This window comes from Pseudarthrobacter sp. CC12 (genome assembly GCF_039907755.1).
GTDB classification, from domain to species: domain Bacteria; phylum Actinomycetota; class Actinomycetes; order Actinomycetales; family Micrococcaceae; genus Arthrobacter; species Arthrobacter niigatensis.
In genome coordinates, this window is sequence record NZ_JARDJH010000022.1 from 62,776 (window position 1) to 76,578 (window position 13,803).

15 protein-coding genes, 1 pseudogene and 1 riboswitch are annotated in these 13,803 nt (G+C 65.0%); of the genes and pseudogenes, 5 read left to right on the forward strand and 11 right to left on the reverse strand.

Annotated features, from left to right (window positions below):
- Nucleotides 1–4: 4 nt before the first annotated feature.
- The 8 genes from PV772_RS15170 to PV772_RS15205 form a co-directional block, all read right to left on the reverse strand.
- The gene (locus PV772_RS15170; protein ID WP_347886670.1) at nt 5–640 is read right to left on the reverse strand and encodes a DUF3105 domain-containing protein; all 636 of its coding nucleotides are present in this window, start codon (nt 638–640) and stop codon (nt 5–7) included.
- On the reverse strand, nt 637–1,548 hold the full coding sequence (gene lgt / locus PV772_RS15175) for a prolipoprotein diacylglyceryl transferase (RefSeq protein WP_347886671.1): 912 nt from the start codon (nt 1,546–1,548) through the stop codon (nt 637–639). The genes PV772_RS15170 and lgt overlap by 4 nt, the downstream gene beginning before the upstream one ends.
- Before the next feature lie 11 nt (nt 1,549–1,559).
- Nucleotides 1,560–3,137: a multicopper oxidase family protein gene (locus PV772_RS15180; RefSeq protein WP_347886672.1), complete on the reverse strand. Its 1,578-nt coding sequence runs from the start codon at nt 3,135–3,137 to the stop codon at nt 1,560–1,562.
- Nucleotides 3,138–3,178: 41 nt separating this feature from the next.
- Nucleotides 3,179–3,928: a cytochrome c biogenesis protein CcdA gene (locus PV772_RS15185; protein ID WP_347886673.1), complete on the reverse strand. Its 750-nt coding sequence runs from the start codon at nt 3,926–3,928 to the stop codon at nt 3,179–3,181.
- A gap of 5 nt (nt 3,929–3,933) precedes the next feature.
- The gene (locus PV772_RS15190; protein WP_347886674.1) at nt 3,934–4,812 is read right to left on the reverse strand and encodes a F510_1955 family glycosylhydrolase; all 879 of its coding nucleotides are present in this window, start codon (nt 4,810–4,812) and stop codon (nt 3,934–3,936) included.
- 115 nt (nt 4,813–4,927) lie between these two features.
- The gene (locus PV772_RS15195) at nt 4,928–5,569 is read right to left on the reverse strand and encodes a DUF305 domain-containing protein (protein WP_109045784.1); all 642 of its coding nucleotides are present in this window, start codon (nt 5,567–5,569) and stop codon (nt 4,928–4,930) included.
- A gap of 141 nt (nt 5,570–5,710) precedes the next feature.
- Nucleotides 5,711–6,190, reverse strand: a complete 480-nt coding sequence (locus tag PV772_RS15200; RefSeq protein WP_240617791.1) for a hypothetical protein — start codon at nt 6,188–6,190, stop codon at nt 5,711–5,713.
- Nucleotides 6,191–6,458: 268 nt separating this feature from the next.
- Nucleotides 6,459–6,773, reverse strand: a complete 315-nt coding sequence (locus tag PV772_RS15205; protein ID WP_347886675.1) for a heavy-metal-associated domain-containing protein — start codon at nt 6,771–6,773, stop codon at nt 6,459–6,461.
- Between the two features lie 243 nt (nt 6,774–7,016).
- A riboswitch (cyclic di-AMP (ydaO/yuaA leader) is annotated at nt 7,017–7,213 on the forward strand.
- Nucleotides 7,214–7,216: 3 nt separating this feature from the next.
- Here PV772_RS15205 and PV772_RS15210 point away from each other — a divergent pair.
- Together PV772_RS15210 and PV772_RS15215 are read left to right on the forward strand one after the other, a co-directional pair.
- A complete protein-coding gene (locus PV772_RS15210; protein WP_347886676.1) occupies nt 7,217–7,981 on the forward strand; it encodes an NlpC/P60 family protein in 765 nt (254 codons plus the stop codon).
- Nucleotides 7,982–8,323: 342 nt separating this feature from the next.
- Nucleotides 8,324–9,373, forward strand: a pseudogene (locus PV772_RS15215) (IS110 family transposase).
- 17 nt (nt 9,374–9,390) lie between these two features.
- On the opposite strand, the gene PV772_RS15220 reads toward PV772_RS15215, so the two are convergent.
- The 3 genes from PV772_RS15220 to PV772_RS15230 are packed head-to-tail and all read right to left on the reverse strand — an operon-like array spanning nt 9,391 to nt 12,242.
- On the reverse strand, nt 9,391–11,676 hold the full coding sequence (locus PV772_RS15220; protein WP_347886677.1) for a heavy metal translocating P-type ATPase: 2,286 nt from the start codon (nt 11,674–11,676) through the stop codon (nt 9,391–9,393).
- 2 nt (nt 11,677–11,678) lie between these two features.
- Nucleotides 11,679–11,903: a heavy-metal-associated domain-containing protein gene (locus tag PV772_RS15225; protein WP_109045780.1), complete on the reverse strand. Its 225-nt coding sequence runs from the start codon at nt 11,901–11,903 to the stop codon at nt 11,679–11,681.
- Nucleotides 11,904–11,921: 18 nt separating this feature from the next.
- Nucleotides 11,922–12,242 carry a metal-sensitive transcriptional regulator gene (locus PV772_RS15230; protein ID WP_206073936.1) on the reverse strand — a complete coding sequence of 107 codons (321 nt, stop codon included), beginning with the start codon at nt 12,240–12,242 and terminating at the stop codon, nt 11,922–11,924.
- 134 nt (nt 12,243–12,376) lie between these two features.
- Between PV772_RS15230 and PV772_RS15235 the strand changes: the two genes are divergently transcribed.
- From PV772_RS15235 to PV772_RS15245, 3 genes are all read left to right on the forward strand, one after another.
- Nucleotides 12,377–12,508, forward strand: coding sequence for a hypothetical protein (locus PV772_RS15235; protein WP_347886678.1), 132 nt, complete (start codon nt 12,377–12,379; stop codon nt 12,506–12,508).
- Between the two features lie 268 nt (nt 12,509–12,776).
- The gene (locus PV772_RS15240; protein WP_109045800.1) at nt 12,777–13,223 is read left to right on the forward strand and encodes a universal stress protein; all 447 of its coding nucleotides are present in this window, start codon (nt 12,777–12,779) and stop codon (nt 13,221–13,223) included.
- Between the two features lie 135 nt (nt 13,224–13,358).
- Nucleotides 13,359–13,694, forward strand: a complete 336-nt coding sequence (locus tag PV772_RS15245) for a hypothetical protein (protein WP_206073935.1) — start codon at nt 13,359–13,361, stop codon at nt 13,692–13,694.
- The last annotated feature ends 109 nt before the right edge of the window (nt 13,695–13,803 follow it).

Consider the following 13,803-nt stretch of genomic DNA (forward strand, 5'->3'; position numbering starts at 1 on the left):
CGGGTCAGCCGTTGGTTCCGCCGGTGCAGGCGGCCCCGGGTTCGGGTGCATTCGGCGATTGCGCGTAGGCGCGAATGAATACGGGGATACGGGCGTCGTCGGCTGCCGTTAGTTCGAGCTGTGTTCCCCATGCCGTCGCCTTAACCGCGGCTGTTTGGTTCGGGTCCGGGCTGAGGAGCACGTACGGTTTGTCCCGGGCCAGGCCGGTGAGTGTTGCGATGTCGGCGGCGGCGAGGTCGGGCTTGTAGGTCAGCCACACGGCGCCATGCTCCAGCGAATGGACTGCACTTTGTTCGTTGATGGGGGTGGTGTAGATGCCGCAGTTCGTCCAGATCGGGGCGTGGTCTCCTCCAACGCCCGGTTCCTGAGGATACTCCACAGCCGTTTGGACGTGGTTGCGGGACAGGCCAGTGAACGTCTGGACGCCTTGAATGGGTTTGCGGGCCTCGTCCGCCGCTTGGTTGCGTTCCTGGAGGGAGCCCACCACGGTGATGGCAACAATGGTGATGATGGCAGTCAGGAGCAGGCCAAAGCCGCCATAGACCAGAAGGTTCCATTTGCGTTGCTTTGCATTCTGTTTCGCGCGGATCGAGGCGACGATCGCCTGGTGTTCACTGCGTCGCTTGGCCGCGTTGCTCATAGCGGTGCTCCTTTGCTTTGAATGTCGGTAGTAGGCCGGGTCGTGCTGACGTTCCGATGCACTACTGCCGAGCGCGGCCGGCGCTGGCGGATCTGGAAGAGCACCAGCCCGGCGAGGAACACCAGCGCCGCAACCCAGGTGTTAACCCGGAGCCCCAGAATGGTGTTGGCGGGATCGGAACGGAGCAGCTCGAACACGAACCGGCCGGCGGTGTAGAAGGTGATGTACAACGCGAACACCGACCCGGCGCCTAACACATACCTGCGGTCCAGGAACATCAGCAACGACGCCGCCGCGAGGCACCAGAGTGATTCGTAGAGGAAGGTCGGCTGGAAGTAGCCGATGATGTCGGGGCTGCCGTCGGGTCCGGTCAGCGCCTGCCCGGTGGCCTGGTTCATGGCATGGATCTGGAGTTTCCAGGGCAGGTCGGTGGCCTGGCCGTAGAGTTCGTTGTTGAACCAGTTGCCCCAGCGTCCCAGCCCCTGGGCGATCAGCAGTCCCGGGGCAGCGGCATCCACGAACGCGGTGAAGGGGACCCCGGCGCGGCGGGCGCCGATCGCGGCGCCGACGAGTCCAAGAGCGACCGCTCCCCAGATCCCCAGGCCCCCTTCCCAGATCCTGAGCGCACCCCAAGGGTCTTTTCCTGGAGCGAAGTAGAGCTGGTTGTCGGTGATGACGTGGTAAAGTCTTCCGCCGACAATGCCGAACGGTACCGCCCAGGCCACGATGTCCAGGGTCTGGGCCGTGCTGCCGCCCCGGGCCCGCAGCCGCCGTGCGGTGAGCCACACCCCGAAGACAATGCCCGCCAGGATCGCCAGGGCATAGAAGCGTACCGTCAACGGCCCGAGTTGGAAGGCACTGACGGTAGGGGAGGGGAAGAACAGTTCTGTCGCGACAGGGGTGTTCATGGCCGGGTCCCTTATTTGATGTAGGAGAAGACGGCCATCATGCCGCGTTCGGCATGGTAGGCGTTGTGGCAGTGGGTGAGCCACTGGCCCGGGTTGTCGGCGTCGAAGATCACCGTCACGGTCTGTTTGGGCCGGACAATGACAGTGTCTTTGCGTGCCCCGCCGCCGGAGACCTGGAACGTATGCCCGTGCAGATGCATCGGGTGCCACATGTCGGTGTCGTTGATGAAATTCACTTCAACCCGTTCACCTGCCTTGATATCGAAGGTGTTACCGTACGGGTTGTTCATGTCGAAGCGTTTGCCATTGATGCCCCAGTCGTAGTTCATCATGCTGCCGGTGAGGTGAACGTCATGGGTCCGGTCCGGGGTTTTGTCCGCCAGCGCGACTTTAGGATCGGCTTTCAGCTGGCCCCCGTCCACCACCGTACCTTCCAGTTTGTTCGGGAGTACGGCGGGCAGGGGCTTCCTGCCGGTGCCGGTGCTGATGAACCCGAGTGCCTGGCCGGTCTTGCCCTCGGCCAGCGCCATGACGGGGGTATAGCCGTCCCTGACGGTGAGGAGCGCATCGATGCGTTCGCCCATACCGAGGACCACGGCGTCAACGTCCTGGTGTTTAACCGGGAACCCGTCGGCGTGGGTGAGGGTGATTTTCTGTCCCGGGATCCCGACCCGGTAGGCGGTGTCCCCGGCGGCGTTGATGATCCTCAGCCGGATGACATCCCCTGCTTTCGCGCTCAGGATCTCGGCCTGGTCCGGTGCCTTTGAGTTGAACAGGTGGAACGGGTAGCGGACGTCCCCGGCGTCACCGCCCAAAAAGTCGCTGCGGGAACCCATCAGCATATGGCTCAAGCCCGATGATCCCTGTCCGGCCGAGGGGGAGGGGGTCGATCCCATTGACCCGGACATGGAGCCGTGGTCCATTCCGGGCATGGAACCGGACATGGACATGCCGCCGGAGAGCTCCTTCACGACTTCGTCAGGGGTGCCGGTGATGCCGTCCAGCCAGTCATCGAGCATGATGACCCAGTCGCGGTCGTAGACAAGTTCCTCGGCCGGGTCTTCGATGACCAGGGCACCGTACAGGGCGCGTTCGCGCTGCATCTCCACGTGGGAGTGGTACCAGTAGGTGCCGGGGTGGGCGAGCCGGAAATCGTAGGTGAACGTGCCCCCTCCGACCACGGGGTCCTGGGTCAGGCCCGCGACCCCGTCCATGTCATTGCGCAGGGCGAGTCCGTGCCAGTGGATGCTGGTGGCGTCTTTGAGGTCGTTGACGAGATTCACGCTCAGGCGGTCCCCGGCCTTGGCACGGATGGCTGGTCCGGCCAGTGCGCCGTTGTACCCCCAGGTGGTGATTGTCTTGGTTGCCACCGCGGCAGTGAGCGCAGCCGCTTGCAGGGGTTGGGTGACGGTGTTCCCGGAAGAGGGGCGCACGGCTTCACGTTCGGCGACGGCTGGGTCGGAGGCCGTCATGCGTTGCGCCGCCACGGTGCTGGGTTTAGTGCTGGCAGTGCATGCGGCCAGGGCTGCGGCCGCGGCGGTGGCGACCGATAGGCCCAGGAAGCGGCGCCGGTCCAGATGGTGATTCATAGCGACTCCTTGCTAAAGCGGTGCTTGCGGCTCCGCATGTGTCAGATGGGGGTAAGGAAGGTCCCGGAGAGGTTTTGCAGCTGGTAGATCCAGCGAACCCAGACTCCCGTGACCATGAGGATGCCCAGAACGATGAGCAGGGCGGCGCCGGCGATGTTGACGGCCCGGATGTGTTGACGGACGAAGGTCAGCGCGTTACTGACCCAGCCCAGTCCCAGTGCGGTGAGGGCAAAGGGAATGCCCAGTCCCAGGCAGTAGGCAAAGGCCAGCAGCGCGCCGCGCCCGGCGCTGCCGGTGGTGACGCTGAGCGACAGGACAGCACTCAGGGTCGGTCCCATGCAGGGGGTCCAGCCGAGGCCGAAGACGACGCCGAGCAGCGGGGCTCCGGCCAGGCCCGTCCGCCTTTCGAGGTTGATTTTGCGGGTTTGCTGCAGCCAGGGCACCAGCCCCAGCAGTGCCAGCCCCATCAGAATCACGACCAGGCCCATGCCGCGCATGAGTGCGTCCTGCCAGCGCAGCAGCCAGGAGCCGATCGCACCGAATGCCGCCCCGTAGAGGGTGAAGACCGCCGCGAATCCGAGCACGAACAGCCCCACTCCTGCCAGGACGCGGCGGCGGTTTTTCGGTTGGGTGGGGTCGGTCAGGCCGGAGACGAAACCGAGGTAGCCGGGTACCAGGGGGAGGATACAGGGGGACAGGAAAGATACCAGGCCCGCGGTCATCGCCAGCGGGATGGCGATCAGCAGCGCACCGGAGGTAACGGTGGAGGCAAAAAACCCGCCGATGTCCATCAGCGTCAGGCGGCGTCTGCAGGGCGGAAGGTGGCCCCGCCGTCGGTGGATACGACGAGCCCGCTCATCGTGGCAGCCCAAATCCACGGGGTGCCCCCGGATCCCTCGGATGCGGCGACGGCCTGGACACTGCCGTCAATCTTTCCGGTGCTCCTCCAGGTAAGGCCCCCGTCCACGGAGAGATAGACGCTGCCGTCCGGGGTGACCCCGGCCGCTTCCGCGGCGCTGGCGAAAGCGACGAACTGGATAACCGGCGCTCCCTGGATCATGGTCCAGGTGGTCCCGGCGTCGGAGGACCGTCGGAGGCCCTCAGGAGTCGTTGCCAGCACGGTGTCGCTGTAGGGGTTGCCGGCCAGGACGGCGGGGGTGAACCCGGCAGACGAGGTCTTCCACGTCGAGCCATCGGTGCTGGTGCGCATGGTTCCGTCAAAGCCGACGAGTCCGGACTTGGTTGTGGTCAGCGTATGGAAGTCCGATTCCCCTTGCCGGGAAACCTGGTCCCAGGTCTTTCCCCCGTCATTGCTCTTGAGGAGTCCCAGCGGGTTGGGCAGTGTTGAGTCTTTGCCTGGATGGCCGGAGGCGTAAAAGACGCCCTCGTCCATGGCGGTCGTGAAACCCATCAGGTCGTTGCTTGGTCCGATTTTGACACCCGTGTTTTTAGAGATGTCGAAGAGCCCTTCATGGGTCGCCAGCAGTATCTGCCCGGTTTCGGAGTTCACGCTCAGCCCGTGAACGTGGGAGCTGGGCCGCCCTGCTGCAGCCGGGGACGCGGCATCGGGCGCGCTGGCTGTGCCAGGGGAACAGGCTGACAGGGTCAACAGCAGGGCGCCGGCGGCGGCGAGGGCAGCGGCAGGCCGGCGATGGCGTGAAAAGTGTAGGGGCACGGGAAACTCCAAAGGACGGACCGGCCAACCGGGCGGACCAGGGTAACCGGGAAGGGTGACAGGGGAGGTGCCGGCCCCCCAGGGGGAAGAGAGCCGGCACCCGTTGGGGCGCTGACTACAGAGTGGCCAGCAGGTCCTTCATTTCCTGGATCTCGGCTTCCTGGGAGCTGACGATGTCCTTGCTGAGCTGTACCGCATCAGTGTTCTTGCCATCCGTGGTTTCGGTCCTGGCCATCATGACGGCACCTTCATGGTGGGCGATCATCTGGGTAAGGAACAGCTTGGCGGCCTCGGCGCCCTGGGCGGCTTCGAGCTTGGCCGTGTCATCGGCGCCCATCATCCCCTCCATGCTGTGCGCTGAAGCCGTACCGGTGGGCATGGCTGTGGGCTGGCCCCAGCTTTGAAGCCACCCGGTCATCTTGTCGATTTCCGGGCCCTGGGCTGCCTTGACCTTGGCGGCCAGGTCAGTTACGGCGGCAGGGATACCCTGCTTCTTGAGCATCATGTCGCTCATGGCCACGGCCTGGGTGTGGTGCGGGATCATCATCTGCGCGAACATCGTGTCCGCATCATTGAAGGCAGCCGCAGCCGCCGCTGAGCTTGCGGGGGCGGCGGTGGATGACATCCCGGAGCTTCCGTGGTTCATCCCGGACATGCCGCCGCTCTCAGAGCCGCCAGATCCCGACCCGGTCGAGCAGCCGGCCAGGGCGATGGCCGCGGCGATGGCGGCAGCAGAAAGTGTCAAAGTTTTTTTCATCAAAATCAGGGTCCTCAAAGTATCAGCGGCGCAAGTGCGCCCGTGGGCTGGCATGCAGCGGACCGTGCGGGGTCCGGCTTGTTTCATGCGGGCCGATGGCTGGAGTATGCGCCGGTGAAAGGCACGGCGCAGAGGAGTGATTTACGTCCGGCTGATACAGAGATCACCGGGGGAGGCGCTGGCCGGTGAGTAGGCATACGTGCTGCCGAGCACGGCGGCTGCACCAAAATCGGGCAGCTCATAGGGCGCTGGCCCAGGCAAGGGGGCGGAGAGAGTCGTGGTTCCCGGGGCCAGGACACAGGCCCCTCCACCGGCTGACATCTTGGTGCACGGCCCTGCAGGGGCACAGGAAGAGGAGGAGGAGGAGGAACCCGTGGCCGCCGGATCACTGGAAGCCACGCCTGCTGACATCCCGATAGCCTGGGTATGGCTGGCCGGCGTGGTTTGCAGCTGCATCGTCCCCCTCAAGCCTGACATTGACATGGCGGGGCCTGAGGGCATGTCGTGGGCGCCGATCATCACATGCATGCCGAAAATGCCAAAAATGATGGCCAGTGCCGCAGTCAGGAACCCGGCCCGCAGGAAGAAGGCGGTGAGACGACGACGGTGTACTGCGGTCACGACACTTCCTCCTTTTCGGTACAGGTTCTTTCAATACAAGGGTAACCGGCAGGGTGTTCCTGCAGGTCTCCTACTGGTCAACGCGCCCGGGCGGCATTCCGTTTCACCGTCCCTCACGGCAGCGGAGTGCTCCGGATTATCTGTGACGCCTGGTTTCAGGCGCTAAGGCCGCCCTCGCCCGCGGGCCAGCGGGCTGTATACGCTGGCCGTGGGACCTCTCCTGGGAAGCGCAAGGCCCCGGAGGATGGGCGCCGGAGAAATGCGGATGTTAACTGCTGGCCAAGGTGTACCCCGCGGCCGTCACAGCCTCCCGCATCGCTGCCGCGTCAGCCATACCTCGCACCCGCAGGCGGGAGCGGCCGCCAGGGACGAGGTCAACGGAGGCAGATTCCACCCCATCAAGGGCAGAGACTGCCTTCTCGACCGTCTGCACGCAATGCCCGCAGGTCAAGCCGTCCACAGCGAATTCAACGGTACCGGTACCGTTGGCTGCGGTGGGGGCAAGGGCGGCTTCAGCCGAGCAGCAGCTGCACCCCGACGCCGCGGCAAGCGGCAGCTGGGTACGGATTTCAGTTTCACACATGTCAGTTTCCATTCCTTGACGAAGGACCAATGGGCGCTGGGATTGAACGGCTGTGAAAGCCAGACGCTGGGCGCCGGCCGGGACATACCACTTCACTGACAACAACAGAAACTATACCGGGAGGGGGTATTGGGCAGAAGTAGATATAGCTGTGATCTACGTCTCCTGTTATTCAAATGTGACAACTGATGCCGGAGTGAAGTACGGTCTAAGTCGTGCCGGTTTCTCCGAATGCGGCACTCTCGAGCAGACTTGCCTAACTCTGCCGCTGCCCGGGATCCGTTCGCAACTTTCGTCCGGCAGAGACGGGGAAACCAACAGCGACCTGCTTCGGGCAGGTCTTGGGGTGAAGTCGCGCCTGGTGCCATGCGTGTACCGGCCGGCCGGGTGTCTCCCATCCGAATCCGACAGCTAACCTCGCAGGCAGTGGGAGAGGCCTTTTCATGCCCATGCGCAAAAGTCATGGCCGCCATCGTGCGGTCCCTGTCCAGACCAGTGCCCTTGGGGTCCTGTCCAAATCTGTTGCCGGCAACGCCGGTGTCGCAGGCCGCCAGGCAGCTGTTATTGCGGCTGCTTCCGGCCTTGTCCTGACCAGCGGTATTGCCGCGCAGGCAGCCGAGGCCCCACCCCAGCGTGATGCGGAGCCGGCCTCGACGTTGGAAGTTGCGGGCCAGGTCCAGGCGCCGCTCACCGCGGACTCCACGGTCCAGATCTCTTACGAACGTCCCGCGGTAGAGACCATCCCTGCCCCGGTGGTGGAGGCACCCAAGCCGGTCGTGGCGGAGACCCCCAAAGCGTCGACGGCACCTGCCCCGGCCGCGAAACCGAAGGCGCAGATTACCGTCGCTCCGGCCGCTGCAGCCCCGGTCGCGGCACCGGCAGCCGGGGGCATCAACGCTATTATGGTTTCCTCCGCCTACGCCCAGATCGGCATGATCCAGGACTGCACGCGGCTGGTGGAAAACGCCCTTAACGCCGCAGGGATCCCGGTGGGAGACCTTGGCCCGATGCAGTTCATGAACTACGGCACGGTGGTGACCGATCCTCAGCCCGGTGACATGGTCATGCAGCCCGGCCACGTCGGGATCTACGTCGGCAACGGTCAGGTCCTCAGTTCGGGCCTGAACGGCAAGAACGAAACGGCCGTGCACCCGCTGACGTGGATGACTTCCAAGGGCGCCGTCACCTTCGTCCGCGCTGGCAAATAAACCACTGAAGGCCGGCGATTCACTGCCTTGGGGGCAGTGAATCGCCGGCCTTCAGCATCCCGTGGCATAGCGGGAATCACTGTAATGGTCAGGTGCCGGCCCGAGGTTGGCTGGCAGGCTGGTCCCGGAGGACGGCGTGTGACTCAGGGTACATCCGACCCGCTCAGGCGGTGTCTTGAAAATGACTTGTCCGCACCATTCTCCGGGCACGGCCTGCCCGCGCGGATGACCTGATCAGAAGACTGTCCACCAGTTGGGTGTGACCCGTTACAGATGCATCTCCAAGCGACCCAGGCAGGCTCCTGTCACCTAACCGGGTTAATGAGAAGAGGAGAGCACACTATGGCGATCATCGCAGAGGAATTCGAGTTCGTCGTCGGAGTCGACACCCACGCCCGCACCCACACATTCACAGCCGTTCACTGCGCAATCGGTGCCGTGGTCGACACCGCGGTGTTCCCAGCCACCTCCGCGGGAATGGACTGAGCTATCACCTGGATCCGGCGCCGCACCGGCGGGGAAAGAGTACTCGCAGCGGTCGAAGGCACATCCTCCTATGGCGCCCAACTCACTCAAGCACTGCTGGCGGTCGGCATCGACGTGGGCGAAGTCAGGCCACCGGCACGCTCGTCACGGGCCCTGACCGGCAAGTCCGATCCCATCGACGCCGAAGCCGCTGCCCGCTCCGTCCTTGGACGTCCCCGCGAGCAAGTCATGGAACCACGCGCGGCCGGAACCCGGGCAGCGATCAGGATCCTGTTGGCCTCCCGGTCCCTGCTGGATCACCAACCGACAGCCAACCGCAACGCCCTCACAGCCCTACTCCGCGGCACCGACCTCGGAATCGACGCCCGGTCATCCCTGCGTGATGCTCAGATCAGCACCATCGCAGCCTGGCGCAGCTCCAACGTCGTGGACCCCATGCTTCGAATTGCACGTGCCGAAGCCACACGCCTGGCATCGGCCGTCAAAGACCTCACGATCCAGCTCGCCGCAAATCACAAGGCCTTGGCCCAGCTCACCGAAGAACTGGCTCCAGGACTCCAAACCACACCCGGAGTCGGTCCCGTAACAGGGGCGATCATCATTTGCGCCTACTCCCATCACGGCCGGATCCGTTCAGAGGCGGCCTTTGCCGCCCTAGGCGGCGTTGCGCCACGCCCTGCGTCCTCCGGTCACACCACCAGACACCGGCTCAACCGCTCCGGCGACCGCCAACTCAACCGCGCCTTCGACGTCATCGTCCGCACCCGAATGAGCTTCGACACCGCAACCAAGGACTACGTCGCCCGCAGCCGGGCAACAGGCAAATCAAACCGTGAGATCCGCCGGAACCTCAAACGCTACGTCTGCCGCTCCATCTTCCGCCAACTCCAAACCACCATGGCTTGACAGAACCCATAGAAGAGTCATTTTGTGCGGCTGCCGAAGCGGCGCAGCCGCAGCGAGTTGCTGACCACCAGGACCGAGCTGGCGGCCATCGCAGCGCCGGCGATCATCGGATTCAGCAGCCCCAGCGCGGCGACCGGGATGCCGACGGCGTTGTAGAAGAACGCCCAGAACAGGTTGGTCTTGATCGTGGCCAGCGTCCGGCGCGACAGCTCGATGGCCTCCGCGACCTGGCCCAGGTCGCTTCCCATGACCGTCAAATCAGCCGCAGCGATGGCGACGTCCGTGCCGCTGCCCATGGCGATGCCCAGATCCGCCTGGGCCAGGGCTGCGGCGTCATTGACACCGTCCCCGGCCATGGCCACTGTCGCCCCGGACTTCTGCAGTCGGCCCACGGCCTCAACCTTGCCTTCGGGCAGGACCCCCGCCAGGACATCCTGGGCCGGGATGCCCACCTGGGCGGCCACGGCTAACGCCGCCGAAGCGTTGTCACCGGTCAGGAGAACAGGACGGAGCCCCAGCTCCTTCAACCGGGCGATCGCGGCGGCAGAGCCGGGTTTGACCGTGTCGGTGAGGCTGACCAGACCGGCAGCTTCCCCATCGACACCCACCCAGATCACTGTCGCGCCAGAATCCTCCAGCGCCCGCAGCAACTGCCCCCCACCGGCGGGGCCATCAATACCGTTCTCCTGCAGCCAGCCGGCACGCCCCACGACGACGGCGCGGCCGTTCACCGTCCCGCGCACGCCCCCGCCGGGTGCGCTGTCAAAGCCCGCCACTGCTGGAAGCGGCCCATCCCTTCTTGCTGCCCGCACGATGGCGTGCGCAACGGGATGTTCACTGGCCGCCTCCACGGCCCCGGCCAGGACGAGCAGCTCATCCTCGCTGGTCCCGCCCAGGGCCTGGACAGCTGAGACGGACAGCTTGCCGCTAGTGACCGTTCCGGTCTTATCCAGCACGATGGTATCCACGGTCCTGGTGTCTTCCAGAACCTGCGGTCCTTTGATCAGGATGCCCAGTTGGGCGCCGCGGCCCGTTCCGGTCAGCAGCGCCGTGGGGGTGGCAAGACCCAGCGCGCACGGGCAGGCAATCACCAGTACGGCCACCGCGGCCGTGAAGGCCGCTTGCGGATCACCGGTGCTGAGAAGCCATCCTGCGAAGGTGGTGGCGGAGACACCAAGGACCACCGGAACAAAGACCGCGCTGATGCGGTCCGCCAGCCGGGCGATTGCCGCCTTCCCGCTTTGGGCCTGGCTGACGAGTTTGCCCATTTGGGCGAGGGTGGTCTCACTGCCCACACGGGTGGCTTTGACCAGCAGACGGCCGTTGGCGTTGATCGTCGCTCCGATCACCGTGTCGTCCACGCCGACTTCGACCGGCAGTGATTCGCCCGTGATGAGGGAGGTGTCCACCGCGCCCTGGCCCTCGACGACGAATCCGTCGGTCGGGATCTTTTCCCCGGGGCGGACGAGGAAGACATCGCCGGGGACGAGTAGATCGACAGGGACCTGGGACTCTGTCCCGTCCCGGACCACCGTGGCTTCCTTTGCTCCGAGGTTCAGCAGTGCGCGCAGGGCATTGCCTGCCCGCTGCTTGGCGTTGGCTTCCAGATACCGGCCCAGCAGCAGGAAGGTTGTCACCACGGCTGCGACTTCGAAGTACAGGGCATGGGCGCTCATGTCCATGCCGGGGTGCTGCGTCAGCGCAGGATCGGCTAAAAGCTGCCACGCCGAGAACAGGAAGGCGGCACTGACACCGATGGACACCAGGGTGTCCATGGTGGAGGCCAGGTGCCGGGCGTTGATCGCCGCCGCCCGGTGGAAGGGCCACGCGGCCCAGCTGACGACCGGGGCGCTGAGGGCAAAAGCAACCCAGCCCCAGTGCGGGAACTGTGCGGCGGGAACCATGGAGATCACCAGAACCGGCAAAGTAAAAATCGCGGCCACCAGAAGCCGGGGCCGCAGGGTCCCGGCAACGGCCTTCGCTGCGGCAGCCTGGTCATCCCCGCCCGCATCGGCAGGGTGAGCGGTCGCCGCCGCATCCTGCTGCGCCTTGTCCGCCGCTGCCCTGTCGGCTTTGAGCCCAGCCGCATAGCCGGTGGCGGCCACCGTGTCGAGAATCTGCTGGTCCGAAATGCCGTCCGGGACGATGACCCGGGCGGATTCCAGCGGCAGGTTTACACTGGCGTCGACGCCCTCAAGTTTTCCCAGTTTCCGCTCTACCCGGGCAACACAGGACGCACAGGTCATGCCCTGGATGTCGAGTTCGATGATGCGGGTGCCGGAGGCGAGGGTTTCCGTATCCACGCCTAACCGCCGGCCACGACGGTGTAACCGGCTTCAGCTATCGCCGCGTCGATCCGCTCCGCGTCCAGCTTGGCCGCGGACGTGATGGTGGCGACCGAGACGCCGTCCTTGTTCAGGGAAACGTCCACGGCAGCGACGCCCTCAAGTTCCTGCAGCTCTTCGGTCACCGATGCCACGCAGTGGCCGCAGTGCATCCCGGAAATATTGACCGTTGTCGTCACGCTCATGCGTTTCTCCCTAATCTTCTACCGCAGCAGGCGCCCAATGGCGTCCGTCGCTTCCTTAACCTTTGCTTCGCCGGCCTCATCCGAGGCGGCTGCAGCGTTCACCACGCAATGTCCTATGTGTTCTTCGAGCAGCCCCATACTCACGGCGTGAAGGGCTTTGTTCACCGCCGCGACCTGGGTAAGGATGTCGATGCAGTAGGCATCCTCACCGACCATGCGGGCGATGCCTCGTACTTGGCCTTCGATGAGCTTCAACCGGCGAAGGTAAGCCTCTTTTTTGTTGCTGTACCCGTGGTCCGCAATCGCGGCGGACGGGAAGCTGTCACTTTCATGGGCCATGATGGTCCTCTCCATAACCCTCCCTTTATATACCCCCGCGGGGTACCGATTCAAGTACCCCCAGGGGGTATTCGGCTGCGCCACAGCCGTTCATGAATTGCGGCACGGTTGTCACCTGCCCCCAGCCCGGAGACATGGTCATGCAGCCCGGCCACGTCGGCAACGGCCAAGTCCTAAGCTCCGGCCTGAACGGCAAAACGAAACCACCGTCCACCCCTGACCTGGATGACCTCCAAGGCGCCGCCACCTTCGTCCGCGCAGGCTAACAAACCACTGAAGGCCGGTTGTTCAGTACCTTGGGGGCACTGAACAACCGGCCTTTGGCGTGCCCGCCGCAGCAACAGCATGACGCACCTTTCCACATGCTGTTGCCGCTGATTCCGGGCACTGTACGGACGGATCCCCTGATGCGGCACCTCGGGTTCGGTTCCGCCAGGTGGAGCGCCGCCCGCCACGGGACTTCGGACCCTTGCGGTGACCACCAGCAGGGGAAACACTGAGGCACACGTGAAGAACTGGCGGAAGGCGGTGCCCATGGGCGGGAATGGTGTATTCAGGATCGTGGTGGGGGTGGATGGTTCCGCTCCCTCGCGCCGGGCTTTGGAGTGGGCAGTGGAAGAAGCGCGGCTGCGCGGCGGGAAAGTTCGCGCCGTGACCGCCTGGGCCTTCCCGCCGGTGACGGTAGGAATGGAAGGCCTGATCCATGACCCAGACCTCTTTCCCCAGGCTGCCCGCCGGCTCCAGGACGAAGCGCTGAAGCGGGTGGACAGCAAAGGGGTCCCCGTCACCGGCGAGGTCGACCAAGGCACCGCGGCCGCGGTCCTCCTCCGGGCGGCAGAGGACGCTGACCTGCTCGTTGTTGGCTCCCGGGGTTTGGGCGGGTTCACAGGGTTGCTGCTCGGATCGGTATCCAGTCAGCTTGTTCATCATTCGCCATCCCCGGTGCTCGTTGTCCGGTCCCGGCATGGTGCCGAGGAATGAGCCGTTCCGGCAAATACCGGAGGAAAATTCCTGAAAGCAGAGTCTGTGACAGCTGACCATTCTTCCCACCATCCTCAGACCGCCCATGACCGGCCAGGCCCTTCAGGGCATGGCCTCAGGAGCAGGTTCCAGGCGTTGTGGCACGCGCTGGTCGGTGCGGTCGGCCTGATCATGGGGCTCCTGCCGCACGTCCTGCACCATATTGGGCTGCTCGCCGGGACGGCGCTGGTCGCCGGATCCGGCGGCACCGCATTGTTCGGCGCGCTCGGGCTGCTGGCGTCCGTACCCATGCTGATCCGCCTTTACCGGCGGTTCGGCAGCTGGGTCGCCCCGGCTGTGGGTTTGCTGGTCTTCGCAGCCATGTTCTCCCTGTCCGCGTTCGTCATCGGCCCGGCCATCAGCGGCGCCGGAGGGGACGCGACACCTTCCCCGGCGCCCACTGCTGACCACACCGATCACCCGGGCCACTAATCAGCGCCCGGGGGATCCGGTGCGGGGCTAGTTGTACTGAGTCAGGACGTTGGTTACATCGTGAATAGGTGAAGACCTCTTAGGTTGGTGGTTACCACACACAGCCAAC

What these genes read in the sequence shown, in the direction of transcription:
- PV772_RS15230 (WP_206073936.1), bottom strand. Translation starts at nt 12,242, where the DNA reads ATGGCCCATGAAAGTGACAGCTTCCCGTCCGCCGCGATTGCGGACCAC.
- PV772_RS15185 (WP_347886673.1), bottom strand. Translation starts at nt 3,928, where the DNA reads ATGGACATCGGCGGGTTTTTTGCCTCCACCGTTACCTCCGGTGCGCTG.
- PV772_RS15195 (WP_109045784.1), bottom strand. Translation starts at nt 5,569, where the DNA reads ATGAAAAAAACTTTGACACTTTCTGCTGCCGCCATCGCCGCGGCCATC.
- PV772_RS15180 (WP_347886672.1), bottom strand. Translation starts at nt 3,137, where the DNA reads ATGAATCACCATCTGGACCGGCGCCGCTTCCTGGGCCTATCGGTCGCC.
- PV772_RS15225 (WP_109045780.1), bottom strand. Translation starts at nt 11,903, where the DNA reads ATGAGCGTGACGACAACGGTCAATATTTCCGGGATGCACTGCGGCCAC.
- PV772_RS15205 (WP_347886675.1), bottom strand. Translation starts at nt 6,773, where the DNA reads ATGTGTGAAACTGAAATCCGTACCCAGCTGCCGCTTGCCGCGGCGTCG.
- PV772_RS15235 (WP_347886678.1), top strand. Translation starts at nt 12,377, where the DNA reads ATGGTCATGCAGCCCGGCCACGTCGGCAACGGCCAAGTCCTAAGCTCC.
- PV772_RS15240 (WP_109045800.1), top strand. Translation starts at nt 12,777, where the DNA reads ATGGGCGGGAATGGTGTATTCAGGATCGTGGTGGGGGTGGATGGTTCC.
- PV772_RS15210 (WP_347886676.1), top strand. Translation starts at nt 7,217, where the DNA reads ATGCCCATGCGCAAAAGTCATGGCCGCCATCGTGCGGTCCCTGTCCAG.
- lgt (WP_347886671.1), bottom strand. Translation starts at nt 1,548, where the DNA reads ATGAACACCCCTGTCGCGACAGAACTGTTCTTCCCCTCCCCTACCGTC.
- PV772_RS15170 (WP_347886670.1), bottom strand. Translation starts at nt 640, where the DNA reads ATGAGCAACGCGGCCAAGCGACGCAGTGAACACCAGGCGATCGTCGCC.